Origin of the sequence: Streptomyces sp. SID5643, assembly GCF_009872555.1 — a bacterium.
Classification (GTDB): domain Bacteria; phylum Actinomycetota; class Actinomycetes; order Streptomycetales; family Streptomycetaceae; genus Streptomyces; species Streptomyces iakyrus.
In genome coordinates this window covers 1-23,824 of the sequence record NZ_WWIC01000263.1, presented here as the reverse complement: position 1 = coordinate 23,824, position 23,824 = coordinate 1, and the positions used below count along the sequence as shown (strand labels likewise).

At 72.9% G+C, this 23,824-nt stretch carries 22 protein-coding genes; 11 read left to right on the top strand and 11 right to left on the bottom strand.

Going from position 1 to position 23,824, the window contains the following annotated elements:
- Positions 1-18 precede the first annotated feature (18 nt).
- The 3 genes from GTY56_RS29690 to GTY56_RS29680 form a co-directional block, all read right to left on the bottom strand.
- Positions 19-1,284, bottom strand: a complete 1,266-nt coding sequence (locus tag GTY56_RS29690) for an FAD-dependent oxidoreductase (RefSeq protein WP_161368392.1) — start codon at positions 1,282-1,284, stop codon at positions 19-21.
- A 167-nt stretch (positions 1,285-1,451) separates the two neighbouring features.
- Positions 1,452-2,729: a deoxyguanosinetriphosphate triphosphohydrolase gene (locus tag GTY56_RS29685; protein ID WP_161368391.1), complete on the bottom strand. Its 1,278-nt coding sequence runs from the start codon at positions 2,727-2,729 to the stop codon at positions 1,452-1,454.
- Between the two features lie 134 nt (positions 2,730-2,863).
- Positions 2,864-3,631: a sirohydrochlorin chelatase gene (locus tag GTY56_RS29680; protein WP_161368390.1), complete on the bottom strand. Its 768-nt coding sequence runs from the start codon at positions 3,629-3,631 to the stop codon at positions 2,864-2,866.
- Positions 3,632-3,844: 213 nt separating this feature from the next.
- Here GTY56_RS29680 and GTY56_RS29675 point away from each other — a divergent pair, with 213 nt between their 5' ends.
- Positions 3,845-4,543: a SanA/YdcF family protein gene (locus GTY56_RS29675; protein WP_161368389.1), complete on the top strand. Its 699-nt coding sequence runs from the start codon at positions 3,845-3,847 to the stop codon at positions 4,541-4,543.
- 56 nt (positions 4,544-4,599) lie between these two features.
- On the opposite strand, the gene GTY56_RS29670 is transcribed toward GTY56_RS29675, so the two are convergent.
- From GTY56_RS29670 to GTY56_RS29660, 3 genes are read right to left on the bottom strand one after another with little or no spacing between them, the layout of a single operon-like run.
- A complete protein-coding gene (locus GTY56_RS29670) occupies positions 4,600-5,367 on the bottom strand; it encodes an enoyl-CoA hydratase-related protein (RefSeq protein WP_161368388.1) in 768 nt (255 codons plus the stop codon).
- Positions 5,368-5,398: 31 nt separating this feature from the next.
- Positions 5,399-6,655, bottom strand: a complete 1,257-nt coding sequence (locus GTY56_RS29665; protein WP_161368387.1) for an FNR domain-containing protein — start codon at positions 6,653-6,655, stop codon at positions 5,399-5,401.
- Complete coding sequence (locus tag GTY56_RS29660; RefSeq protein ID WP_161368386.1) at positions 6,652-8,172, bottom strand: amino acid adenylation domain-containing protein; 1,521 nt, start codon at positions 8,170-8,172, stop codon at positions 6,652-6,654. Before GTY56_RS29660 ends, GTY56_RS29665 begins: the two co-directional genes overlap by 4 nt.
- 394 nt (positions 8,173-8,566) lie before the next feature.
- On the opposite strand from GTY56_RS29660, the gene GTY56_RS29655 reads away from it, so the two are divergent.
- Positions 8,567-10,681 carry a molybdopterin oxidoreductase family protein gene (locus GTY56_RS29655; protein ID WP_161368385.1) on the top strand — a complete coding sequence of 705 codons (2,115 nt, stop codon included), beginning with the start codon at positions 8,567-8,569 and terminating at the stop codon, positions 10,679-10,681.
- A gap of 4 nt (positions 10,682-10,685) precedes the next feature.
- Here GTY56_RS29655 and GTY56_RS29650 read toward each other — a convergent pair whose 3' ends face one another.
- Positions 10,686-12,332, bottom strand: coding sequence for a M4 family metallopeptidase (locus GTY56_RS29650; protein ID WP_161368384.1), 1,647 nt, complete (start codon positions 12,330-12,332; stop codon positions 10,686-10,688).
- Between the two features lie 139 nt (positions 12,333-12,471).
- Here GTY56_RS29650 and GTY56_RS29645 point away from each other — a divergent pair, with 139 nt between their 5' ends.
- On the top strand, positions 12,472-12,888 hold the full coding sequence (locus tag GTY56_RS29645; protein WP_161368383.1) for a gamma-glutamylcyclotransferase: 417 nt from the start codon (positions 12,472-12,474) through the stop codon (positions 12,886-12,888).
- 24 nt (positions 12,889-12,912) lie between these two features.
- Here GTY56_RS29645 and GTY56_RS29640 read toward each other — a convergent pair whose 3' ends face one another.
- Complete coding sequence (locus tag GTY56_RS29640) at positions 12,913-13,530, bottom strand: NADPH-dependent FMN reductase (protein ID WP_161368382.1); 618 nt, start codon at positions 13,528-13,530, stop codon at positions 12,913-12,915.
- 269 nt (positions 13,531-13,799) lie between these two features.
- On the opposite strand from GTY56_RS29640, the gene GTY56_RS29635 reads away from it, so the two are divergent.
- Together GTY56_RS29635 and GTY56_RS29630 are read left to right on the top strand one after the other, a co-directional pair.
- Positions 13,800-14,321, top strand: a complete 522-nt coding sequence (locus tag GTY56_RS29635; protein WP_161368381.1) for a GVDTG sorting domain-containing protein — start codon at positions 13,800-13,802, stop codon at positions 14,319-14,321.
- A gap of 107 nt (positions 14,322-14,428) precedes the next feature.
- Positions 14,429-15,088, top strand: a complete 660-nt coding sequence (locus GTY56_RS29630; protein ID WP_161368380.1) for a class F sortase — start codon at positions 14,429-14,431, stop codon at positions 15,086-15,088.
- Here GTY56_RS29630 and GTY56_RS29625 read toward each other — a convergent pair.
- Positions 15,026-15,412 carry a winged helix-turn-helix transcriptional regulator gene (locus tag GTY56_RS29625; RefSeq protein WP_161368379.1) on the bottom strand — a complete coding sequence of 129 codons (387 nt, stop codon included), beginning with the start codon at positions 15,410-15,412 and terminating at the stop codon, positions 15,026-15,028. The two genes, GTY56_RS29630 and GTY56_RS29625, sit on opposite strands and share 63 nt — an antisense overlap.
- A 106-nt stretch (positions 15,413-15,518) precedes the next feature.
- Here GTY56_RS29625 and GTY56_RS29620 point away from each other — a divergent pair, with 106 nt between their 5' ends.
- Entirely contained in the window at positions 15,519-16,430 is a 912-nt protein-coding gene (locus GTY56_RS29620) for an NAD(P)-dependent oxidoreductase (RefSeq protein WP_161368378.1), read from the top strand.
- Here the strand turns inward: GTY56_RS29620 and GTY56_RS29615 are convergent.
- Positions 16,427-17,209 carry a sulfite exporter TauE/SafE family protein gene (locus GTY56_RS29615; protein WP_161368377.1) on the bottom strand — a complete coding sequence of 261 codons (783 nt, stop codon included), beginning with the start codon at positions 17,207-17,209 and terminating at the stop codon, positions 16,427-16,429. The genes GTY56_RS29620 and GTY56_RS29615 overlap by 4 nt on opposite strands.
- Positions 17,210-17,381: 172 nt before the next feature.
- On the opposite strand from GTY56_RS29615, the gene GTY56_RS29610 reads away from it, so the two are divergent.
- From GTY56_RS29610 to GTY56_RS29590, 5 genes are all read left to right on the top strand, one after another.
- Positions 17,382-18,599 carry an NAD(P)/FAD-dependent oxidoreductase gene (locus tag GTY56_RS29610; RefSeq protein WP_161368376.1) on the top strand — a complete coding sequence of 406 codons (1,218 nt, stop codon included), beginning with the start codon at positions 17,382-17,384 and terminating at the stop codon, positions 18,597-18,599.
- Positions 18,599-21,214: a nitrite reductase large subunit NirB gene (nirB, locus tag GTY56_RS29605; protein ID WP_161368375.1), complete on the top strand. Its 2,616-nt coding sequence runs from the start codon at positions 18,599-18,601 to the stop codon at positions 21,212-21,214. Before GTY56_RS29610 ends, nirB begins: the two co-directional genes overlap by 1 nt.
- On the top strand, positions 21,211-21,561 hold the full coding sequence (nirD, locus tag GTY56_RS29600) for a nitrite reductase small subunit NirD (protein WP_161368374.1): 351 nt from the start codon (positions 21,211-21,213) through the stop codon (positions 21,559-21,561). Before nirB ends, nirD begins: the two co-directional genes overlap by 4 nt.
- 63 nt (positions 21,562-21,624) lie before the next feature.
- Positions 21,625-22,209 carry a TetR family transcriptional regulator gene (locus GTY56_RS29595; RefSeq protein ID WP_161368373.1) on the top strand — a complete coding sequence of 195 codons (585 nt, stop codon included), beginning with the start codon at positions 21,625-21,627 and terminating at the stop codon, positions 22,207-22,209.
- 133 nt (positions 22,210-22,342) lie between these two features.
- On the top strand, positions 22,343-23,122 hold the full coding sequence (locus GTY56_RS29590; RefSeq protein ID WP_161368372.1) for an SDR family NAD(P)-dependent oxidoreductase: 780 nt from the start codon (positions 22,343-22,345) through the stop codon (positions 23,120-23,122).
- Between the two features lie 84 nt (positions 23,123-23,206).
- On the opposite strand, the gene GTY56_RS29585 is transcribed toward GTY56_RS29590, so the two are convergent.
- Positions 23,207-23,824, bottom strand: a 618-nt coding sequence (locus GTY56_RS29585) for a peptidoglycan-binding protein (RefSeq protein ID WP_202510900.1), incomplete at its 5' end; no start/stop codon positions are given.

Genomic DNA, 23,824 nt, shown 5'->3' with positions numbered 1-23,824 from the left:
TCCTGACAGCCCCGGCGGCTACGGGACGAGGCCGTCCAGCGGCACGTGCGGGTCCGCCAGCGACTCCGTGTTCACCCGGGCCCGGGAGCGGACCAGGCGCTGGATCTTGTCCGTGACGTCCCACACGTTCACGTTCATCCCGGCCAGCACCCGGCCGTCCTTCACCCAGAACGCGATGAACTCGCGCTTCCCGGCGTCCCCGCGGATCACCACCTGGTCGTAGCTGCCCGGGGGCGCCCAGCCGGAGTACTCCATGCCCAGGTCGTACTGGTCGGAGAAGAAGTAGGGCACCCGGTCGTACGTCACCTCGCGGCCCAGCATGGAGCGCGCGGCCGCCGGTCCGCCGTTGAGGGCGTTGGCCCAGTGCTCGACCCGGACCCGCGTGCCGAAGAGGGCGTGCGGGAAGGAGACGACGTCGCCGGCCGCGTAGACGTCCGGGTCGGAGGTGCGCAGCCGCTCGTCGACGACGATGCCGCCGCCGTGCGCCCGGTCGGCGATCTCCAGGCCGGCCGCCTCCGCCAGGTGGGTGCGCGGGGCCGCGCCGATCGCCGCCAGCACGTCGTGCGCCGGGTGCTCCTCGCCGTCGTCGGTGCGGGCCGCGAGGACCACGCCGTCCTGGCCGACGATCTCCGTCAGCCGCCGGCCGAAGTGGAAGCGCACCCCGTGCTCGCGGTGCAGCTCGGCGAAGAGCCCGCCCAGCTCCGGGCCGAGCACGCCGTGCAGCGGGGTCGGTCCGTGCTCGACGACCGTGACCTCCGCGCCGTACTCGCGGGCCGCCGCCGCGACCTCCAGGCCGATCCAGCCGGCACCGGCGATGACGAGGTGGCCGTTGTCCCGGCCGAGGTTGGTCAGGACCTGTTTGAGGCGCTCGGCGTGGGCGAGGCGGCGCAGGTGGTGGACACCCGTCAGGTCCGTGCCCGGCACGTCCAGGCGGCGGGGCTCGGCGCCGGTCGCCAGGAGCAGTTTGTCGTAGCGGACGACGGTGCCGTCCTCGCCGAAGCGGACCGTCTTCGCCGTACGGTCGATCGCGTCGACGGTCTGGCCGAGGTGGAGCTCGACGTCGTTGGCCGCGTACCAGGCGGGTTCGTGCACGAAGACGCTGTCGCGCTCCTCCTTGCCGAGGAGGTAGCCCTTGGACAGGGGCGGGCGCTCGTAGGGGTGGTCGCGCTCGTCGCAGATCAGTATCACGCGGCCGGTGAAGCCCTCCGCGCGGAGCGTCTGAGCCGCCTTCGCGCCGGCCAGTCCGCCTCCGACGATGACGAATGTCTGATCCGCGTCGACCACTTGATGCCTCCTACGGGGGGTCTGGGGGGTGTCTCCCCAGTAAACACAGCCGGTGTCGCCACTTGCGAGCGTCCCGCACGGAGCGTGGTGCGGGAAGAGGGAGTGACCCGATCAGGCCACGGAGGGCCACAGGGGAGGGTGCTCGCGTCCCGCCCATCGCGTCAGTCTCACGCCTGCCCCGTCAGGCGGACGTGAAGCGAACGGGCGGAGGTGTCGGTGAGGGAGGCGATCTGGTCCACGATCACCCGCTTGCGCGCCCTGTCGTCCGCCGCTTGGTCGAACAGGACGCGGAACTGCGGGTCCAGGCCGTCCGGGGCGCGTGCGGTGAGCGCCTCGGCGAGCTCGGCGACGACGATCCGCTGGTCGGCGCGCAGGCGTTCCTGCTCGGCGCGCTGCATGACGTAGAGGTCGGCGACGGCCTTGAGGACGGCGCACTCCATCCGGGTCTCGCGCGGGACGACCAGCTCGGCGGCGTACCGGGTGAGCCGGCCCGCCCCGTAGGCGGTGCGGGTCGCGGTCTCGGCGGCCAGGCAGAAGCGGCCGATGAGCTGGCTGGTGGCGTCCTTGAGGCGGGCCTGGGCCACGGCGGTGCCGTCGTAGCCGTGCGGCCACCACTCCTGGGCGAGCAGCCGGTCCAGGGCCTCGGCGAGCTCGGCGGGGTCGGTGCCGGCGGGCACGTACCGGCCGCGGGCGACCTCGAAGACGTCGCGGCGTTCGGGGTCGGCGTGCAGGCAGTTCGGGTCGATGTGGCCGGCGTGCAGGCCGTCCTCCACGTCGTGCACCGAGTAGGCCACGTCGTCGGACCAGTCCATGACCTGCGCCTCGAAGCAGGTGCGGGTGCCGGGGGCGTCCTTGCGGAGCCAGTCGAAGACCGGGCGGTCGTCCTCGTAGACGCCGAACTTGTTCGAGGCCGGGTCGGTGGGGTGGGCGCCGCGGGGCCAGGGGTACTTGGTGGCGGCGTCGAGGGCGGCGCGGGTGAGGTTGAGGCCGACGGAGCCGTCCGGTGTGAACCGCTTGGGCTCGATGCGGGTGAGGAGCCTCAGGGACTGGGCGTTGCCCTCGAAGCCGCCGCAGTCCGCCGCGAACTCGTTGAGGGCCTGTTCGCCGTTGTGGCCGAAGGGCGGGTGGCCGAGGTCGTGGGAGAGACAGGCGGCTTCGACGAGGTCGGGGTCGCAGCCGAGGGCCGCGCCGAGTTCGCGGCCGACCTGGGCGCATTCGAGGGAGTGGGTGAGGCGGGTGCGGGGGCTGGCGTCCCAGGCGGGGCCCAGGGTGCCGGGCGTCACCACTTGGGTCTTGCCGGCGAGGCGTCGTAGGGCGGCGGAGTGGAGGACCCTTGCCCTGTCGCGCTGGAAGGCCGTGCGGCCGGGGCGTTTGTCGGGTTCGGGAGCCCAGCGGTCGACTGACGTCGGGTCGTAGGCCGGGGGGTTCTGTGCGGTGCCTGCCATGTGTCGACAGTACGGGCACGGGTGTGCCGCACGCCGTCGCGTGTGCCGAGTTCGGTGGTGTGGCGTGTGCCGGCTCGCCGTGGCTTGTCGCGCAGTTCCCCGCGCCCCTGAGGACGCGACCCCCGCACCCCGTTTCAGGCCGAGGCCAGTACCGGTTCGGTCGCTGCGCGCAGTGCTTCGTCGTAGCGGTGGAGGACGAGTTCGGCCATCGCCGGGTGGGTGCCGAGGGGGGCGGCCGCTATCCAGGGGGCCTTCTGGGCGCACTCCGTGGCGAAGCGGCCGGGGGCCGTGAAGTAGGACGCGAGGGCGATGTGGCGGCGGCCCCTCGCCAGGAGGGTGCGGACCGCGGTCGGGACCGTGGGGGTGGCGGCCGAGGCGTAGGCCGGGACGACCGGGACGCCCAGGCGGGCCGCCAGGAGGTGGGCCGTGCGGGCGGTGTCCGCTTTCGCGTCCGGGTCGCGGGAGCCCGCCGCGGCGAGGACGACCGCGCTGGTGCGGTGGGGGGTCTTGCCCCAGCCGGCTTCCGTGAGGCGGTCCTGGAGGGCGTCGACCAGGAGCGGGTGCGGGCCCAGGGGGGCGGCCAGGTGGGTGCGGGCCCGGGAGGCCGCCGCCATCTCGGGGATGTCCCGCTTGACGTGGTAGCCGCGGCTGAGGAGCAGGGGGACGAGGACCGCCTCCGTGTCTCCGAGGGCGGCGAGCGTGTCGGGGAGCAGCGGGGCGTTGAGTTCGATGTGACCCAGGTGCACCGGCACGTCCGGGCGCAGGGCACGGACCCGGTCCAGGAGCGCGCTCACCGTGCTCAGCGCGCGGGGGTCGCGGCTGCCGTGGGCCACGACCACGAGGGCGGGCGGGGCCGGGCGGCGCGTGGCGGGCGGCGGGACGAGGCTGAGCTGACTGGGCATGCACCGATGGTCGCGGCGCCACGTTGCCTTCCCGTTGCGTGGGCGTCACGGGTGTTTTCCAGCGGTTCACCCCAGGGGACAGGGGGTCTGTGAGCCTCCTTGACCTGCGGTTTCCCTGGACCGCGTGAAGCTGGTCACGTGAGCGCGGGTGAACCGGGCGGCCCGTAGGGACGTCCCTGACTGTCGAGGGGCCGACCTGGGGAGGGACCGCCGATGCGTCGTGTGACGTTCCGCAGACCGCGGCTGCCGCGGACCCGGCGGGGGCAGCGGAGGCTGGTGCAGGCCGTGATGGCCGGGTGCGTGCTCGCGCTGCTTCCGGCGACGTGGATGTACACCGTGGCGGGTGACCGGCTGCGCACGGCGGCTGATGTGCCGCGTACCGATGTGGCGGTGGTGTTCGGTGCGGGGCTGTGGGACGGGGAGCCCTCGCCGTACCTCGCGCACCGGCTGGACGCGGCGGCGAGGCTGTACCGGGAGGGCCGGGTCGAGGTGGTGCTGGTCACCGGGGACAACAGCCGGGAGGACTACGACGAGCCGGACGCGATGCGCGGCTATCTGACGCGGCACGGGGTGCCCGACGGGCGGATCGTCAGCGACTACGCGGGGTTCGACACCTGGGACTCCTGCGTGCGCGCGAAGAAGATCTTCGGGGTGGACCAGGCCGTGCTGATCAGCCAGGGTTTCCACATCCGGCGTGCGGTGGCGCTGTGCGAGGCGGCCGGGGTCACGTCGTACGGGGTCGGGGTGGACGCCGTGCACGACGCGACCTGGTACTACGGGGGCGCCCGGGAGATCTTCGCCGCCGGGAAGGCGGCGCTGGATGCGGCGTTCCGGCCGGATCCGCGGTTCCTCGGGCCCCGGGAGCCGGGCGTGGAGCGGGCATTGGCCAGGGCCGAGGGACCGCTCGGATGAAAGCGTCCGGGGGTGGGGGCACGGCGCCGCCCCCACCCCCGGATCAGCCGTGGCCCTCAGCGGCCCCGGAAGCGCGGTGGGCGCTTCTCCAGGAACGCCGTCATCCCCTCCTTCTGGTCGTCGGTGGCGAACAGCGCGTGGAACACGCGGCGTTCGAAGCGGATGCCGTCGCGCAGGCCGGTCTCCAGGGCCCGGTCGACGCACTCGCGGGCCGCCCTGACCGCCGCATGGCCGTGGGAGGCGATCGCCGCCGCCGCTTCGAGGGCCTCGGGCAGGACCCGGTCGTCCGGGACCACGCGGGAGACGAGACCGCAGCGTCCAGCCTCCCGTGCGTCCATCGTGCGGCCGGTGAGGACCAGGTCCATGGCCGTGGCCCGGCCGACGAGACGGGTCAGCCGCTGGGTGCCTCCGATGCCGGGGATCACGCCCAGTTTGATCTCGGGCTGCCCGAAGACCGCCGACTCCCCCGCGACGACCAGGTCGCACATCATCGCCAGCTCACAACCGCCGCCCAGGGCATGCCCGTTGACGGCGGCGATCTTCGGGGTGCGGAGGTCCGCGAACTCCTCCCAGCCGGCGAAGTAGTCCTCGGCGGCCATCTCGGCGGCCGACTTCCCGGCCATCTCCTTGATGTCGGCGCCCGCGGCGAAGACCGTGTCCGAGCCGGTGACGACGAAGCAGCCGGTGTCCGGGTCCGAGTCCAGCGGGCGGAGCACGCCGAGGAGTTCGGCGAGGAGCTCACTGCTGAGCGCGTTGCGCACGTGCGGGCGGTGCAGGCGCACGGTCACCACACGGCCGTGCCGCTCGACCTTCAGATGGTTCATCCCTCTTCTCCTTCCGAGCATCGTGTACGGGTCATGAGTCCCAGATCGCTCCGTACGCCGGGATGCCCCGCCGTTCCAGGCCGTGGACCACCTGCCAGGTCAGCTTCTTGTTGGAGATGCAGATGACCGCCTCGGCGCCGAAGTCCCGGCAGGCCTCGTGGGCGAGGCGCACCATGTCGGGCTTGCCGTGCCGGGAGGTGTCCCAGATCAGGGCGTGCGGCTGCACGGCGAGGATCTCGTCGACCAGGGCGTCGCCGTAGGTCGCCCGGGGGTCGCGGGTCGCCCAGACCAGCCGGGAGGGCACCTGGGCGGCGAGCAGGTGGGGCAGGCAGGGGCCGATACCGCTGCCGGTGGCGACGTAGACGACCTTGGTGAACAGGACCTCGATGTTGGCGACACCGGCCGTGGTGATGCCCTTGACCCACACCTGCCGGGGCAGGTCGTCGATGAAGGAGCCGGTCCAGTCGCCGGCCCGGGAGATCGTGAGGCGGAAGCCGGGCTCGCCGGGGGCGGGGACGTTGGCGAACGAGTGCCACTCCTTGAGCGGACTGCGGCTGATCGCGGTGGAGGAACCCGCGAAGGGCGTCTCACCGTGGTCGAAGCGGGCCAGCACCACGTGCGAGGACGGGCGTTCGAGGCGGACGTCCACCTTGCGCAGCCGCAGCCAGGGCAGGGCGACACTGAAGGTGACCACCGCGAGCGTGCCGACCTCCCAGGGGCCCGGTGACGCCAGCAGCGTGTGCGTCCAGAACAGGGCCAGTGCCGTCCAGCCGCCGAAGCGGTGGATCTTCTCGAAGTGGTCGTGGTGGCGGGAGCGGAAGGGCGGCAGGGCGGTGGCGATGATCAGGGCGAGGAGGACGGACAGGGCCCAGCCGACGGCCCTGAGGGGGCCGCTGGGTGTGGTGACCGTCAGCGCCAGGAACCAGACCGCGCCCGCCAGCGCCCCGCCGACGTGCAGTCCGCCGAAGTGGTAGACCTTGCCGAGCGTCCAGCGGACCCGCAGCGGCCAGCTGGTCGGCGCCGAGGTCGCCAGGCGGAACAGCAGGTTGACGACGTACTGCTGGCGGACGACCACGGCGAGGGCGAGGTTGGCGAGGGCCGCGTGCCCGAGGGTGGCCTCGGACAGGGGCCAAAGGGCCCAGGCGCAGGTCGCGTTGGTGAGGAGCACCAGGGCCGCGAGCCGGTTGTAGTGCATCAGGCGGGGGTGCTTGAGCAGGCGGCGGGGACCGGGCAGGAGCGGCGGGAGCCCGCCGGTGGCCTGGTGGTCCCGGGTCGGGGACGTGGTCATCGGGCCACCGCCACGCGCTCCTCGATCATGTGCAGCAGCGCCTTCTTGTCGACCTTGCCGCGGTCGGTCTCGGGGAGGAACGCGAGCGGCAGGATCCGCTCGGGGACGCAGTAGTAGGGCAGGGCGTCCGCGACCGCGCGGCGCGCCGCGTCCGGGTCGACGTCCGCCGGGCAGACGAAGGAGACCAGGGTGCGGGCGTCGCGTTTCAGGGTGACGGCCCGGGTGCAGCCGGCGACCGACTCCAGGACCGAGGAGACGGAGTCCAGCTCGACGCGGAAGCCGCGCACCTTGACCTGGTCGTCGGTGCGGCCGAGGTGTTCCAGCTCGCCCCCGGCGGTCCAGCGGCCGAGGTCGCGGGTGCGGAACATGCGCCGGCCGCCGCCGAGGAACGGGTCGGGGGCGTAGCGCTCGGCGTTGAGGGCGTCGTCGCCGAGGTAGCCGGCGGAGACGCAGTCGCCGCCGGCCCACATCTCGCCCACCTCGCCCACCGGCAGGGGGCGGCGGTCGGCGTCGAGGACGTAGACGGTGTTGTTGGGGGTGGGGCGGCCGATGGTGAGCAGCGGGGCGGACGGGTCGTGGCGGCTCATCGTGTTGACGATCGTCGTCTCCGTGGGGCCGCAGCAGTTGTAGAAGGCGGCCTGCCGGGCCCACCGGTCGGCCAGCGGGCGCGGACAGGGCTCCCCCGCGACGGCGACCGTGCGCACCCGTGGGCAGGCGGCCGGGTCGAGGCCGGAGAGCACGGTCGGCGTTGCGATCAGCACGTCGGCGGTGCGGGCCGCGGCGGCGAGGTCCTTGCCGCGGATGACGAGCGTGCCGCCCTGGGCGAGGCAGCCCAGGATCTCCCAGGCGGCCATGTCGAAGGCGATGTTGAGGAGCTGCGCGACCCGGTCGCCGGGCCGGACGCCGAGGCCGCCCGGGGCGGTGAGCAGGAGGTTGGCGACGTTGCGGTGGGTGACCTTCACGCCGTTGGGGCGGCCGGTGGTGCCGGAGGTGAACAGCACGTAGCAGCCGTCGTCGCCGGTGACCCGGACGCGCGGCGCCGGGGCGTGCGGCAACGGCTCGTCGAGGGGGAGCAGCAGATGGCCGTCCGGCAGGGGCACGCGGTGGGCGTGTTCGGCGACCGTGAGGACGACCCGGGTGCGGGCGGTGCGGATGACGTGGGTGAGCTGGGCCGGGGGCGTGAGGCCGATGTCCTGCGGGACGTAGGCGGCGCCGGCCTTCAGGATGCCGAGCAGGCCGACCAGCATCGGGATCGAGCGGCGGACGAACAGGCCGACGTGGTCGCCGGGGCGTACGCCCTCGCGGACCAGGCGGGCGGCGAGGGAGCCGGCGTACCGGTCGAGCACGCCGTAGGTGATGCGGGCGCCCTGGTGTTCGGCGGCCACGGCGTGCGGGGTGGCCCTGGCGTGCCGGGCGACGGCGTGGTGCAGGAGCGGGTCGGGGACGGGGACGCTGGGGCCCTGTCCGTACTGCCGGAAGAGCTGCTGGTCGTGGGGGTTCAAGTGGCGCAGAGGCATGATCGGGTGGCCTCCTGGCTGTTTCGAGGGTCGGATTGCCACCCGCGGGCGGGCCGCGGGTGGATGCAGCCGTGAGCGGCGGGCATGCCCGGGTGTCGAATGCCGTGCGGAGTCGTGCGAGCGCTGCGCGTAGCGAGAGCGTAGTGCGGCTGGTTCAACTCTCAACGACGTCGGATCGGCCAAGAAAGGAACGCAATGAGCCACATGTGGCGTTCCTCGTCCCAGAGGCAACGTCCGTGGCGGTCGGCGACGACCTGTAGGAGGGCGGGCCTGTGCCTGACCAGGCCAGGGGTTCCGGCCTCACGCGGGCGGGCCGGGGGTGGGGAGGTTGCCGTCCCGGCCGCGTAACAGGGAACCGTCCCGGGCGTAACACGGCCGACGCACGCTGAACGGCATGCAGAGCACCGTGACGCCCACGCACTGCCCCTACTGCGCCCTGCAGTGCGGGATGAACCTGACGCCCGCGCCGGACGGGACCGTCGAAGTGAGCGAGCGCACGGACTTCCCGGTGAACCGGGGCGCGCTGTGCGGCAAGGGCCGTACGTCCGCGGCCGTGCTCGCGAGCAACGTCCGTCTGACCTCCCCGTTGGTGCGCGACGAGGGCGGCACGCTGGTGCCCGCCTCCTGGGACGACGCGCTGGACCGGATCGCCGCGGGACTGGGCCGCACGCGCGCGGAGCACGGGCCTGACGCGGTCGGGGTGTTCGGCGGGGGCGGGCTGACGAACGAGAAGGCGTACACGCTCGGCAAGTTCGCGCGGGTCGTCCTCGGCACCTCGCAGATCGACTACAACGGCCGTTTCTGCATGTCGTCGGCGGCCGCCGCGGGCATCAAGGCGTTCGGTCTCGACCGGGGGCTGCCGTTCCCGCTGGAGGACATCCCGAAGTCCGGCTGCGTGATCCTCGTCGGGTCGAACCTCGCGGAGACCATGCCGCCGTCGCTGCGGTTCTTCACCGAGCTGAAGGAGAACGGCGGCACGCTCGTCGTGATCGACCCGCGCCGCACGAAGACCGCCGAGCAGGCGGACCTGCACCTGGCACCCCGGCCGGGCACGGACCTGGCTCTCGCCCTTGGCCTGCTGCACCTGGTGATCGCCGAGGGCCGGGTGGACGAGGAGTACGTCCGGGAGCGCACGGCCGGCTGGGAGGACGCCCGGGCGGCGGCGATGGCGCACTGGCCGGAGTACGTGGAGCGGATCACGGGGGTGTCCGTTCCTCAACTACGGGAGACCGTACGGCTGTTCTGCGAGCCGGAGTCGGCGATGGTGCTCACCGCCCGGGGGCCCGAGCAGCAGTCCAAGGGCACCGACACCGTGGGCGCGTGGATCAACCTGTGCCTGGCGACCGGCCGGGCGGGCCGCCCGCTGTCCGGGTACGGCTGTCTGACCGGGCAGGGCAACGGGCAGGGCGGACGCGAACACGGGCAGAAGGCCGACCAGTTGCCGGGCTACCGCAAGCTCGACGACCCGGCGGCGCGGGCGCACGTCGCCGAGGTGTGGGGCGTCGACCCGGACAGCCTGCCCGGCCCGGGGCGCAGCGCGTACGAGCTGCTGGACGCGCTGGGCACCGACATCAGGTCGCTGCTGCTGATGGCGTCCAACCCCGTGGTGTCGGCGCCGCGGGCCGCCCACATCGAGGAGCGCATCAGGTCGCTGGACTTCCTGGCGGTCTGCGACGTGGTGCTGTCGGAGACGGCGGCGCTCGCGGACGTGGTCCTGCCGGTCACCCAGTGGGCCGAGGAGACGGGCACGACGACCAACCTGGAGGGCAGGGTCCTGCTGCGGCGCCGGGCGATCACCCCGCCCCAGGGCATCCGCAGCGACCTGGAGGTGCTGCACGAACTCGCTGCCCGGCTGGGTGTGGAGAAGGGGTTCCCGACCGACCCGGAGGAGGTCTTCGAGGAACTGCGCCGGGCGTCGGCGGGCGGGGCGGCGGACTACTCGGGGATCACGTACCGGAGGCTGGCGGAGGAGAACGGGGTGTTCTGGCCCTGTCCGGCGCAGGTGGATGCGAGCGGCGACGCCCCGGAGACACCCGCCGCGCACCCGGGCACGCCCCGCCTCTTCCTGGACCGTTTCGCCACCCCCGACGGCCGGGCCCGGTTCGTCCCCGTCTCCCACCGTGCGGTCGCCGAGGAGCCGGACGACGAGTACCCCGTGCTGCTCACCACCGGGCGGGTCGTGGCGCAGTACCAGTCCGGGGCTCAGACCCGGCGCGTGGCGGAGCTGAACGCCGCCGCGCCGGGGCCGTTCGTGGAACTGCACCCGAGGCTGGCGGCCCGGCTGGGAGCGGCCGAGGGGGACCCGGTGGCCGTCGTGTCACGGCGGGGCCGGGCCGTCGCGCCCGCGAGGATCACGAACGCCATCCGGCCCGACACCGTCTTCATGCCCTTCCACTGGCCGGGCGAGGGCCGCGCCAACACCCTCACCAACCCCGCGCTCGACCCGACCTCCCGGATGCCGGAGTTCAAGGCGTGCGCGGTGCGGCTGGAGGCCGTCGACACCCCGTAGGGGATCAGCTCACCGCGACGGCCTTCCAGGCTGCGGCGACCGCCTTCTGCTCGGTGCTGTCGGCGCCGTAGAGGTCCTTGGCCGCGTTCAGGGTCGCCGTGCGGGCGTCCGCGTAGTCCGTCGAGGAGGTCATGTAGACCGTCAGCGCGCGGTACCAGATCTTGCCCAGGGCGGCCCGGCCGATGCCGTTCACCGTGGAGCCGTCGCAGGTGGGTGAGTCGTAGGCGACTCCGTTGAGGGTCTTGCCGCCGCTGCCCTCGGCGAGCAGGTAGGCGAAGTGGTTGCCGACGCCCGAGGAGTAGTGCACGTCGAGGTCGCCGAGCTTCGCGTTCCAGCAGTCCGCCGACTTGCCGTCCTTCGACGGCTTGTCCATGAAGCGCAGGGCCTCGCGGCCGAGGCCGGAGCGGACGACCTTCTCGCCGATGAGCCAGTCGCCCCGGTCCTCGGGGTTGGCCGCGTGGAACTCCACCAGTGTGCCGAAGATGTCCGACGTGGCCTCGTTCAGGCCGCCGGACTCGCCCGAGTACCTCAGCGCCGCCGTCTTGGACGTCACGCCGTGGGACATCTCGTGCGCGGCGACGTCCAGCGACACCAGCGGGCCCATCAGCTTGCCGTCGCCGTCGCCGTAGGTCATGCAGAAGCAGTTGTCGTCCCAGAAGGCGTTGTTGTAGGCCTTGCCGTAGTGGACGCGGTTGAAGGAGCCCTTGCCGTCGCCCGCGATGCCGGCGCGGCCGTGGACCTTCTTGTAGTAGTCCCAGGTGACGTCGGTGCCGTACTGGGCGTCCACCGCCACCGTGGACCGGTCGGCGGTCGTGCCGGTCCCCCACTGGTTGTCGGCGTCCGTGAAGAGCGTCGCGGGGGCGCGGGTCAGGCAGACGGTCAGCAGGCACTGGTCCGTCTTGTTCTCCGCGTCGCCGGTGTAGGTGCCGCCGCGCGTCGCGTCCTTCAGCTGGTACGACGAGCCGGACGCCGTCGTCTCCAGCGGGACCGTGCCGCCGTAGAGGGACTTGCCGTCGCCCGACGCCGACTCCAGGGAGTCCCAGGCGTCGATCCGGGCGCCGGTCGTCGCGTCGGTCAGCACCGTGCGCCCGACCGGGTTGCCGAGTTCGTCGTGCGCCACCGCGTCGGTCTGCCAGGCCAGCTTCGGGGCGCCGTGCAGGGCGTCGACGACCAGGCGCGGCTTGGCGGTCAGCTTCTTCAGGGTCTCGCCGAGGTGCGCGGCGCGCAGCAGGTTCGCCGCGAGGTCGGCGGCCCTGGGGGCGGTCACCTTCGGGGTGACGCTCGCCAGGGAGAGCGCGGACGTCGTCGCGCGGCTCGTGCCGCGGTAGGTGCCGTCCGGGTTCAGGTGGAGCACGAAGTCGCCGCCGAGGACGGGCAGCCGGTGGTAGGTGCGGTCGTAGCGCACGTGCCGGGTGCCGTCCTCGTCGACGACGACGTCCCGGACCTTCGTCTCCTGCGCCGGGGTGAGGCCCAGGGCTGCGGCCCGGTCCGCGAGCACCGCCTGCGCGTCCTCGATCGCACCGGACCTGGCCGGCCGGTCCGCCGCGCCGGCGGCCGGGGAGAGGACGGCGGCCAGCAGGGCGGTGGTGCCGGTGAGGGCCACACCGGCGAGGGCGAGACGGGAACCGCGGACATGACGTATCCGACTCATCGGTCTCCTCATACGGGCGCACCCGGTCGCGTGGGGTCGACCGGGGGCGGCGTTGATGTTGACCGTGAGTTAAGGCGGCGCGGACCTGGCATGTCCATAGCGCCGTTGTGCAGGTGTGTGAGGGTGCAGAATCGTTCCTGTGACCCTGCCCTTCTTCGTCTACGGCACCCTCCGCCCGGGAGAGGTCAACCACCGCCTCTTCCTGCGCGGCCGCACCCGGTCCGAGGAGCCGGGCAGGCTCGCGGACGCGGTGCTGTACGCCGGGCCGGGCTACCCGTACGCGGTCGAGGAGCCCGGCGCCGGTGCGGTCAGCGGGGAGCTGGTGACCGCCCTGCCCGAGGCGTACGAGGAGCTGCTCGCCGAGCTGGACCGGCTGGAGGAGTACGTGCCGGGGGATCCGCGCAGCCTGTACGAACGCGTCGAGCGGAAGGTCGTCCGGGCGGCGGACGGGGTCGCGGTCCGGGCCTGGGTGTACGTGGCCGCGCCCGCCGTCGCCACGCGGCTGCGGGCCCGGGGGCGGGCGATCGAGGGCGGCGACTGGCGGGCGCGGACGTGAGGGCCGTGCGCGGCTGAAACCGGCTCAGCCCCCGTACGGCCTCTTCGCCCTGGCCTCCCGCAACGCGTTCCCCCACCACACCAGTTGGTCCAGCATGGTCTTGGCCGCCGCGTCCGGGCCGGACGGGTCGCGCAGGGCCCCCCGGTCGCCGAAGGAGGCGCCGGCGTTGTGGAAGGAGACGGTGTCGCGGACCGTCACGGCGTGGAGTTCCGCGAAGACCTGGCGCAGGTGCTCGGCGGCGCGCAGGCCACCGGCCAGGCCCCCGTAGGACACGAGCCCGACGGGCTTGGCCTGCCATTCGGTGAAGTGCCAGTCGACGAGGTTCTTCAGACCCGCCGGGAAGGAGTGGTTGTACTCGGGGGTGAGGACCACGAACGCGTCCGCGCGGGCCAGCTTCGGGGTGATGCCGGACAGCGCGGCGGTCGCCTCCGGGGTCGGTTCGAGGGACATCGGCAGCGCGGCCTCGGCGACGTCCACGACCTCGGCGACCAGGTCGTCCCGGTCCCGGATGCGGCCGAGGAGCCAGTTCGCGACGACGGGGCCGAAGCGGCCGTGCCGGTTGCTGCCCACGACGAGGGTCAGCCGGAGCGGGTCGGCGGCGGTCCGCGGCAGGGCGGCTGGATCGGTAGCGGTTGTCTTCATGCGGCACAGCCTGGTACCTCAATCAAACTTGAGGTCAAGCGCCGGCCGCGCACGTTCGGGGTCACCCGTTCACACGCGCTCTCCGCGCTTTTCCGCACCTCGCCCACCGAACGCCCGTGACCTGCCGAAACGGTCGTCCAAGGCAGCCGGTCCGGCGCTGCCTGACACCCGTTCACCCCAATTCTGACGCCCCTTCAGCAAGCGCGGTCGTCCCGCTGCCCGTTACCTCGGAAGGGCAGGCGCCGACCGAACCGCTCGAAGGAGCACCGATGCGACGTATCCCCCCGCCGCTGACCGGTACCGCGCTCGCCGTCGCCGCCGCGGCCCTCGCCGCCGCCCCCGCGTACGGCGCGTCCGCCGGTGGCCTGGAGCTGTCCCCTGCCTCGGTCGTACCGGGCGGCCAGGTCACGGTGCGCACGACGGCCTGCGGCGACGGCGGCTCGGCGACGGGTGACGCCGGCGCGGTCGGGGCGGGTTCCGTCGACCTGGCGCCGGACGCGCACGGGCCGGGCGCGACCGGCCGGTTCCGGGTGCCGCCGAGCGCGCAGCCGGGAACGTACGAGATCATCGCGACCTGCACCGGCAGCGGCCGGCGGATCACCGGGGACCTGGTGGTCACGCTGACGCCGGTGCGCGAACAGGTCCATCCCCGGGGCAGCGTGAAGACGGGGGTCGGCGGCGCTCTGGGCCCCGATCCCGTGCAGACCGCGGCAGGTGTGGCGGCCCTCGCCGTCGCCGCCGCGGGCGGTACCTGGCTCCTGCATCGCCGGGCGAGAGGCGACGGGATCTGACGGACACCCTCCGCTGTCCGTCACCGGTACCGCAGGTCCCTCCCCTCCGGGTCCGACGCCCCTCGCGGCCCGGAGGGGGTACGGGGCCGGCTCAGAAAAGGGTGGGTATGCGCAGGTTCCCCAGGTTCGGCAGCGGTGTGCGCGATCCCGCGAACGCCGCCATGGCCGCCGTCACGGTGTTCGCCCTGTGCTCCGGGGTGTGGCTGCTGCGCGACGGCGCCGGGACGCACGCCCCGCCGCAGCCGTCCGCCGCGCAGGCCCGGGCCGGGCTGGACGGCCGGGCCGGTGAGCGGCCCGCCGTGCCCCCGCTGCCGCCCTCACCGCCCGACCGGATCCGCATCCCGGCGATCGGGGTGAACGCGCCGCTGACCGGGCTCGGCCTGACGAAGACCGGCAGCCTCGACGTGCCGCCCGCCGCGGAGAAGAACCTCGCCGGCTGGTACGAGGCCGGCACGACCCCCGGGGAGCGGGGCACGGCGATCGTCGCCGGCCACGTCGACAACGCCGACGGCCCCGCCGTGTTCTACGACCTCGGCGCCCTGGCCAGGGGCAGCACGATCGAGGTGGACCGGCGGGACGGCGGGGTCGCGGTGTTCACCGTGGACGCGGTGGAGGTCCACGCAGCGAAGGACTTCCCTGACGAGAAGGTCTACGGCGCCGCCGAACGCCCCGAGTTGCGGGTCATCACCTGCGGCGGCACCTACTCACGCGGCACCGGTTACCAGGGGAACGTCGTCGTCTTCGCCCATCTGACCGGGAGCCGGTGACAGGACGTTGGCCCTCCCCCAGTCCCCCAGCGGTTCCAGTGCCTCGTTCAGGGACACGCCCCGGGGCGTCAGCGAGTACTCCACGCGCGGTGGCACCTCGTCGTACGCCTCGCGGTGCACCAGACCGTCGGCCTCCATCTCCCGCAGGTGCGAGGCGAGCACCTTCTCGGTGACGCCGGGCAGCTCCCGGCGCAGCTCGCCGAAGCGGCAGGGCCGCTCGTGCAGCGCCCAGAGGATCAGCACCTTCCACTTGCCGCCGATCACATCCATCGCCGCGTCGATCCCGCAGACGTACGCGCCCGGCCGCCGTCCCGTCGTCCCCATGCCCGGTCCCCTCCCCCTTCGCTGCCTGGACTCTTCCCCCGGGGTAACCACCCACTTCGAAGTACGTACTTGAGCAGGCGCTTCCCCTACGACGAGCCTAAACGCCATGACCGACACCGCAGTTGCTCCCCGGACCCCTACCCGGACCCCTACTCCTCTCACCGTCCTCGGCACCGGTGCCATGGGCACCGCCCTCGCCCGGGCCTGGCTCGCCGGCGGGCACGAGGTGACCGTCTGGAACCGCACGCCCGCCCGTGCGGAGGCCCTCGCCGCCGAGGGCGCCGTCGTCGCCCGGAGCGCCGCCGAAGCCGTGGCCGCGAACCGGCTCGTGATCGTCTGCCTGCTCGACGACGCCTCCGTGGGCGACGCCCTCGACGGGGCCGGTCTCGCCGGGCGGGATCTGGTGAACCTGACGACCGGCACCCCGGGCGAGGGCCGGGCGCGTGCCGCCTGGGCGAAGGCGCGCGGTGCCCGGTTCCTGGACGGCGGGATCATGGCCGTACCGCCGATGATCGGGGTCGCGGGCTCCGGCGGCTACGTGCTCTACAGCGGCTCACCGGAGCTGTTCGAGGAGCACCGCGACACGTTCGCCGTCCCGGCCGGCACCCGTTACGTCGGAGCCGACCCGGGTTTCGCCGCGCTGCACGACGTGGCCCTGCTGAGCGCGATGAGCGGCATGTTCGCGGGCGTCACCCACGCCTTCGCGCTCATCCGCCCGGAGGACATCGCGCCGAAGGACTTCGCGCCGCTGCTGGCGGACTGGCTCACGGCGATGGCCCCGGCCGTGCACCAGAGCGCCGACCAGATCGAGAACGGCGACTACACCCGGAACGTCGTCTCCAACCTCGCGATGCAGGCCGCGGGCAACGCCACTTTGCTGCGCACGGCCGAGGAGCAGCGGGTCAGCCCGGAGCTGCTGACGCCGTACATGGAGCTGATGGAGCGCAGGCTCGCGCAGGGCCACGGGGACGAGGACGGCACGGGGATGGTCGAACTGCTGGACCTGCGGGCGGACTAGGCGATCCACTGCTCGTACGCCAGATTCCCCACCAGCGCGAACACCACCGTCAGCAGCACGATCCGGACGAAGCCGCTGCCCTTCTTCAGGGCGGTGTGGGCGCCGAGGGTGCCTCCCGCCAGGTTGAAGACGGCCATCAGGGCGGCCAGCTGCCACAGGACCGCCCCCTGCCAGGCGAAGGTCGCCAGCGCGCCCGCGTTGGTGCAGCAGTTGACGATCTTGGCGGTGGCGGAGGCCGTGACGAGGTCGAGGTGGAGGATCGCGGTGAGCGCGAGGACCAGGAACGTGCCGGTGCCGGGGCCGATGAGCCCGTCGTAGAAGCCGATGCCGAGGCCGGCCAGGCCGATCGCGGCGAGGATGCGGCGGGGGGTGGCCGGGCCGGTCGCGGGGGCCGTGCCGAAGGCCGGGCGCAGGATCACGAAGGCGGCGACCCCGAGCAGCACCACCATGATGACCGGCTTGAGGACCTCGGTGCTCATCCCGGCCGCGAAGAAGGCCCCGGCGGAGGAACCGGCGAGGGCGGCCAGCCCGATACGGACGGCCGTGCGGACGTCCACGGGAGCCTTGCGGGCGTATGTCACGGCCGCGCCCGTGGTGCCGACGATCGCGACGGCCTTGTTGGTGCCCAGCGCGTGAGCGGCGGGTGTGTCCGCCGGCAGCCCCAGCAGCAGCGCCGGCAGCAGCAGGAGGCCGCCCCCGCCGACCACGGCGTCGATCCAGCCTGCGGCGAGGGCCGCGACGCAGAGCAGGACGATCATGGTCAGCGATATGTCGGGCATGATCGCGACCCTATGCGAGGCCGGCGCGACGGTGCTGCGATGCCCCTCACAGCCACCGTCGCCGCACGTCAGGATCCCTCACACCCACCGCCCCGGCCCGCTGAGGGCAGCGTTCCCGGCGGGAAACAGAGGTGATGCTGCCGGGTAACACCGGCACCGCACGCTCAAGTGCATGACCTCGAATGAGCGTGTGGTGGTGATCGGCACCGGCCTGGCGGGCGTACGGCTCGCCCGGCGGCTCGGTGAGCTCGGCACGCCCGCGCTGCTGATCGGCGAGGAGGAGCACCGGCCCTACAACCGGGTGCTGCTCGCCGAGGTGCTGGCCGGGCGGTACAGCCCCGAGGTGATCGCTCTGCCGGCACCCGCGCAGGTCAGGCGCGGCCGGATCACCGGGATCGACCGCGAGCGGCGGACGCTCGCCTGTGCGGACGGGTCCGTGATCGCATACGACCGGCTCGTCCTCGCCACCGGCTCCAACCCGGTGCTGCCGCCGCTGCGCGGCCTGTTCACCGAGAACCACGAACTGCCCGAGGGCATCCACGCGTTCCGCACCATGGACGACTGCCTGGGCCTGTCCAAGGCAGTCCGTCCGGGTGTGAAGGCGGTCGTCATCGGCGGCGGGCTCCTCGGGGTCTCCGCCGCGCGGGCACTCGCCCGGCGCGGCGCCCAGGTCGTGCTCGCCCAGCAGTCCGAGCGGCTGATGGAGCGCCAGCTCGACCCGGCCGCCTCGAAGCTCGTCGAGCGGCACCTGACCGACCTGGGCGTGGAGGTGCACACCGAGTGCCGCGTCCGGGACGTGCGCTGCGTCGGCGGCGCCGTCCGCTCCGTGGAGATGGCCGACGGATACGCGCTCGACGCCGATCTGGTGGTCATCGCCTGCGGAGTGCATCCGCGGGTGGGCCTCGCCCAGGCCGCCGGCCTCGACGTCCGCAAGGGTGTCGTCGTCGACGACGAACTGCGCACCTCCGACCCGTACATCCACGCGATCGGCGACTGCGCCCAGCACGACGGCGTCCTCTACGGACTCGCCACTCCCGCGCTCGAACAGGCCGACGCGCTCGCGGAACTGCTCGCCGGTGACGCGAGCGCCCGCTACACCGGCACCCGTTCCCTGACCCGGCTCACGCTGAACGGGCACGACAGCCCCTTCGACCTCGCCGCGTTCGGCGAGACCGAGGCGCTGCCGGGCGACGACGTCGTCCAGCTCACCGACGCCACCCGCGGCACCTACCGCAAGGTCGTCGTCCGCGACGACCGCCTGGTCGGCGGGGTCCTCGTCGGCGAACTCGGCACCGTCGGCGCGCTCGCCCGCGCCTGGGAGGGAGCAGAGCCGCTCCCCTCCGACGGCGGCCCGCTGCTCCACCTGCTCACCAACGATGGAGGCTCCTGATGACCGCCACCCCGGAGGCCACGGAGGCCACCCCCACGATCGTGCTCGTCGGCCACGGCATGGTCGGCCAGCGCTTCCTCGAAGCGCTCGCCGAGCGCGGCCTGACCGCCACGCACCGCGTGGTCGTGCTCTGCGAGGAACCGCGCCCGGCCTACGACCGCGTGGCGCTCACCTCGTACTTCTCGGGGAAGACCCCCGAAGACCTGTCCATGACGGACATGGAGTTCATCGAGACGCACGGCATCGAGCTGTACGTCGGTGACCCGGCGACCGCCGTCGACCGAGAGGCCCGCAAGGTCACCGCCAGGTCCGGCGAGGTCTTCGACTACGACGTCCTCGTCCTCGCCACCGGCTCCTACCCCTTCGTCCCGCCCGTCCCGGGCAAGGACGCCGAGGGCTGTTTCGTCTACCGCACCATCGAGGACCTGCTCGCGATCGAGGAGTACGCGAAGTCGAAGGCCACGGTGGGTGCCGTGGTCGGCGGCGGTCTGCTCGGGCTGGAGGCGGCCGGTGCGCTCAAGGGGCTCGGACTCACCTCCCACATCGTGGAGTTCGCACCCCGGCTGATGCCAGTCCAGGTGGACGAGGGCGGCGGCGCGGCACTGCTGCGCACCATCGAGGAGATGGGCCTGACCGTGCACACGGGCGTGGGCACGCAGGAGATCCTGGTCGACGCCGAGGGCGCCGTCACCGGCATGAAGCTCTCCGACGGCTCCGAACTCGCCGCCGACATGGTGGTGTTCTCCGCCGGTGTGCGCCCCCGCGACCAGCTGGCCCGCGACTGCGGCCTGACGGTCGGCGAGCGCGGCGGCATCACGGTCGACGAGCAGTGCCGTACGGTCGCCGACCCGCACGTCTTCGCGATCGGCGAGTGCGCGCTGGCCTCCGACGGCCGGGTGTACGGCCTGGTGGCGCCGGGCTACGAGCAGGCCGAGACGGCCGCGGCCACGATCGCCTCGGACGAGGCGTCCTTCACCGGCGCCGACCTGTCCACCAAGCTGAAGCTGCTCGGCGTGGACGTGGCGTCCTTCGGCGACGCGCACGGCACCGCCGAGGACTGCCTGGATGTCGTCTACTCCGACTCCCGCGCGGGCCTGTACAAGAAGCTGGTCATCGGCCGCGACGGCACGCTGCTCGGCGGCATCCTGGTCGGCGACGCGGAGGCGTACGGCACGCTCAAGGCGTTCACCGGCTCGGTCCCGCCGGTCTCGCCCGAGTCGCTGGTGCTGCCGGCCGGAGCCGGGGAGTCCGTGCAGCTCGGCCCGTCGGCGTTGCCGGACGACGCGATCGTCTGCTCCTGCCACAACGTCTCCAAGGGCACGATCCGCGGCGCGGTCACCGACCACCAGTGCACGACCGTGCCCGAGGTGAAGAAGTGCACCAAGGCCGGCACCGGCTGCGGCTCCTGCGTGAAGGTCCTCGGCCAGCTCGTCAACGCCGAGCTGGAGGCGAGCGGCGTCGAGGTCGACAAGGGCCTGTGCGGCTGCTTCGCGCAGACCCGCGAGGAGCTCTACGAGATCGTCCTCGCCCTGCGCATCAACAGCTACCAGGACCTTCTCGACCGGCACGGCCGCGAGGAGGCCCGGGGCGGTGACGGCTGCGAGGTCTGCAAGCCGACCGTCGGCTCGATCATCGCCTCCCTCGCCCCCACGATCGGCGCGAGCGGCTACGTCCTGGACGGTGAGCAGGCGGCGTTGCAGGACACCAACGACCACTTCCTGGCCAACCTCCAGAAGAACGGCTCGTACTCGGTCGTCCCGCGGATCCCCGGTGGCGAGATCGCCCCGGAGAAGCTGATCGTCATCGGCGAGATCGCCCGCGACTTCGGCCTCTACACGAAGATCACCGGCGGCCAGCGGATCGACATGTTCGGTGCGCGCGTCGAGCAGCTTCCGGTGATCTGGGCGCGCTTGGTCGACGCCGGTTTCGAGTCCGGCCACGCCTACGGCAAGTCGCTGCGCACGGTGAAGTCCTGCGTCGGGCAGACCTGGTGCCGCTACGGCGTGCAGGACTCCGTGAAGATGGCGATCGACCTGGAGCTGCGCTACCGGGGTCTGCGCTCCCCGCACAAGCTGAAGTCGGCGGTCTCCGGCTGCCAGCGCGAGTGCGCCGAGGCGCAGTCGAAGGACTTCGGCGTGATCGCCACGGCCAACGGCTGGAACCTCTACGTCGGCGGCAACGGCGGCGCGACCCCGCGCCACGCGGACCTGCTCGCGCAGGACCTGTCGGACGCCGAACTGGTCCGCCTGATCGACCGGTTCCTGATGTTCTACATCCGCACCGCCGACCGCCTGGAGCGGACCTCGACCTGGCTGGAGCGGATCCCGGGCGGCCTCGAGCACGTGCGGGACGTCGTCGTCCACGACTCGCTCGGCATCTGCGACGAGCTGGAGCAGCTGATGCGGGCGCACGTCGCGCACTACCGCGACGAGTGGGCCGAGACCATCAACGACCCCGAGAAGCTCGCCCGGTTCGTGTCCTTCGTGAACGCCCCGGACACCCCGGACCCGGTCGTCGCCTTCGTGCCCGAGCGCGACCAGATGAAGCCCGACCTGCCGCTGCTGTCCATCGGCATGCGACCCGCCGACGTACTGGAAGGAAGCGCCCAGCGATGACCCTGGCACTGGAGACCACCGACCTCAAGGTCGAACTCGCCCTGGACGACGACTGGTTCACGGTCTGCGACCTGAGCACGCTGCTCCCGGGCCGCGGGGTGGCCGCCCTGTTGCCGGACGGCCGGCAGGCCGCGATCTTCCGCGACCGCTCGGGCGAGCTGTTCGCCATCGACAACCGCGACCCCTTCACCGGCGCGGCAGTCCTCTCCCGCGGCCTGACGGGCACGCACCAGGGCCGTCCGTTCGTCGCCTCGCCCCTGCTGAAGCAGCGCTTCGACCTGGCGTCCGGGCAGTGCCTGGACGACGAGGCGGTACGGGTGACGGCCTACAAGGTGCGGACGTCGTAGCGTCAGCGGTTCCCGGCCGAGTGTTCTTGACCGTACGTTCCGAAAAGGCCTAGGCTGCGACGCGTGGCCAGGACCAAGGAGTTCGATCCGGACGCCGCGCTCCAGGCAGCTCTAGAGCTGTTCTGGCGGCGCGGTTACGAGGCGACGTCGATGTCCGACCTCGTCGCCCACCTCGGCATCGGACGCGCCAGCATCTACGCGACCTTCGGCAACAAGCACGAGCTGTACCTGAAGGCGCTGGACCGCTACGACCGGGAGGGACTCCCGCCGATCCTGCGGGAGCTGTCCCAGCCGGGCCCCGCGCTGCCGGCCGTGCGCAAGCTCGTCCGGCGGTACGCGACGGAGGCCGCGGACGCCCGGGAACGCCTGAACGGCTGCATGATCACCAATGCGGCGGCCGAACTCGCCCCGCACGACCGGGCGACCGCCCGGCACGTGGAGCGCAACTGGGACCAGCTGGAGACCGTGCTGCACTCGGCGCTGGTCCGCGCCCAGGCGCAGGGGGAACTGCCCGCCGGACGCGACCCGCTCACCCTGGCCCGCATGCTGCTCGTCCTGCTCCAGGGCCTGCGCGTGGTCGGCAAGGCCTCACCGGACCCGGGGCGCGTCAGGGACGCGGCCGAACAGGCACTGGCACTTCTGGACTGAAAAGGCACCTCGGTCGAGGTGCCTTTCCTGCGCCTCGATAATGAACCGATCGTTCAAGAATTCTTCGCCACTTCGGCACGTCGACACGTCCGACACGTCGACACCTCCGACACTTCGAGAAAAGGACCGTCACATGACCACTGCACCGCACCGGGCCCGCTTCACCGACCGCACCGCCCTGGTCACCGGAGCCGGGTCCGGCATCGGACGCACGATCGCCCGCGCACTCGCGACGGAGGGCGCGAACGTCGTGGTGGTGGGCCGTCGGCGCGAGCCACTGGAGGAGACCGCGGAGTCGATCGAGGCCGCCGGCGGCAAGGCGCTGGCCGTCACGGCGGACGTGGCGCGGGCGGCGGAGGTCGAGGCGGCGGTGGCAGCCGCCGTCGGGCACTTCGGCTCCTTGGACGTGGCGGTGAACAACGCGGGCGTCTTCCGGGGCGGAGCCCCGCTGGCGGACCTCGCCGACGAGGACTGGCACACGCAGCTCGGCGTCAACGTCACCGGCGTGTTCCTCGCCCTCCGGGCGGAGATACGCCAGATGCGCACACAGCCGTCCGGCGGGGCGATCGTCAACATCGCCTCCACCTTCGGCGCCCACACCCGTCACCCCGGCGCCGCCGCGTACGCCGCCACCAAGGCGGCGGTGTCCGTCCTCACCCGAGGGGCCGCGCTCGACCACATCCGCGAGGGCATCCGCATCAACGCGGTCAGCCCCGGCGCCGTCGACACACCGATGTCGTTGCAGCCGGGCGAGACGGACGCCGACCGCTCGGCCCGCGCCCGGGCCACCCTCCCGCTCGGCCGCGTGACCACGACGGAGGAGGTGGCCGCGGCGGTCCTCCACCTGGCCTCCGACGACGCCGCCTCGACGGTGGGCACGGACCTGGTGGTGGACAGCGGCGCCACGGCCTGAGCGGCGCCACGACCTGAGCGGCGGCACGACCTGAGCGGCGGCAGGGCGAGGCCGTCTGACGGGATCGTGTCCGTCGGGTCCTGATCACGTCCGCTTCGGTGCCGGGGAGCGGGGTGCGTCGGCCGCGCGTTCGCAGTGCGGCCAGTCGCCGAAGTCGCGCTCCCGGCTCCACAGCTTCCGGGCCGCCCGGATGTTCCACTCCGGGTCCAGGGCCTCACGCGGTGTGCCGCCCAGTTCGCGCAGCCGGGCGTCGGAGATCTGGAACAGGCCCCAGTTCCGGGTGCCGTTGGTGTTGGGGAGGATGTGCAGCGGGTCGAGGAAGGACTGACAGTCGGCGATGGCCACCGCCTTGTCCGGCACCTCGGGGAACACCTCCCGGACCCGCTGCCGCACCTTCTGCGGCGGCCACACCCGCATCCGGACGGACGAGGTGTACAGCGCCTTCTTCGTCGGCTCCGCGACGACCCCGTTGGGCTGTAGTCCGGCGAGCACCTGGAAGGCCGTGACCCGGCGCAGGGTCTGGGGACCGAAGTCCCCGTCCACGCCGATGTCCGCGCCCTTGGCGTGCAGCAGGCGCTGCACCTCCCGCACGCACTCGTCGTGCTCGCCCATCGCGATCACCGGCGGACAGCCGGCCGAGAACAACGGCCGGACCGCCTCGCCGGTCCCGCCACCGGCACCGGCACCGGCACCGGCACCGGC

Excerpts from the sequence above, each read along its gene's own strand:
- GTY56_RS29685 (WP_161368391.1), bottom strand. The coding sequence starts at position 2,729 with ATGGCAGGCACCGCACAGAACCCCCCGGCCTACGACCCGACGTCAGTC.
- GTY56_RS29680 (WP_161368390.1), bottom strand. The coding sequence starts at position 3,631 with ATGCCCAGTCAGCTCAGCCTCGTCCCGCCGCCCGCCACGCGCCGCCCG.
- GTY56_RS29675 (WP_161368389.1), top strand. The coding sequence starts at position 3,845 with ATGCGTCGTGTGACGTTCCGCAGACCGCGGCTGCCGCGGACCCGGCGG.
- GTY56_RS29670 (WP_161368388.1), bottom strand. The coding sequence starts at position 5,367 with ATGAACCATCTGAAGGTCGAGCGGCACGGCCGTGTGGTGACCGTGCGC.
- GTY56_RS29665 (WP_161368387.1), bottom strand. The coding sequence starts at position 6,655 with ATGACCACGTCCCCGACCCGGGACCACCAGGCCACCGGCGGGCTCCCG.
- GTY56_RS29660 (WP_161368386.1), bottom strand. The coding sequence starts at position 8,172 with ATGCCTCTGCGCCACTTGAACCCCCACGACCAGCAGCTCTTCCGGCAG.
- GTY56_RS29655 (WP_161368385.1), top strand. The coding sequence starts at position 8,567 with ATGCAGAGCACCGTGACGCCCACGCACTGCCCCTACTGCGCCCTGCAG.
- GTY56_RS29650 (WP_161368384.1), bottom strand. The coding sequence starts at position 12,332 with ATGAGTCGGATACGTCATGTCCGCGGTTCCCGTCTCGCCCTCGCCGGT.
- GTY56_RS29640 (WP_161368382.1), bottom strand. The coding sequence starts at position 13,530 with ATGAAGACAACCGCTACCGATCCAGCCGCCCTGCCGCGGACCGCCGCC.
- GTY56_RS29635 (WP_161368381.1), top strand. The coding sequence starts at position 13,800 with ATGCGACGTATCCCCCCGCCGCTGACCGGTACCGCGCTCGCCGTCGCC.
- GTY56_RS29630 (WP_161368380.1), top strand. The coding sequence starts at position 14,429 with ATGCGCAGGTTCCCCAGGTTCGGCAGCGGTGTGCGCGATCCCGCGAAC.
- GTY56_RS29625 (WP_161368379.1), bottom strand. The coding sequence starts at position 15,412 with ATGGGGACGACGGGACGGCGGCCGGGCGCGTACGTCTGCGGGATCGAC.
- GTY56_RS29620 (WP_161368378.1), top strand. The coding sequence starts at position 15,519 with ATGACCGACACCGCAGTTGCTCCCCGGACCCCTACCCGGACCCCTACT.
- GTY56_RS29615 (WP_161368377.1), bottom strand. The coding sequence starts at position 17,209 with ATGCCCGACATATCGCTGACCATGATCGTCCTGCTCTGCGTCGCGGCC.
- GTY56_RS29610 (WP_161368376.1), top strand. The coding sequence starts at position 17,382 with ATGACCTCGAATGAGCGTGTGGTGGTGATCGGCACCGGCCTGGCGGGC.
- nirB (WP_161368375.1), top strand. The coding sequence starts at position 18,599 with ATGACCGCCACCCCGGAGGCCACGGAGGCCACCCCCACGATCGTGCTC.
- nirD (WP_161368374.1), top strand. The coding sequence starts at position 21,211 with ATGACCCTGGCACTGGAGACCACCGACCTCAAGGTCGAACTCGCCCTG.
- GTY56_RS29590 (WP_161368372.1), top strand. The coding sequence starts at position 22,343 with ATGACCACTGCACCGCACCGGGCCCGCTTCACCGACCGCACCGCCCTG.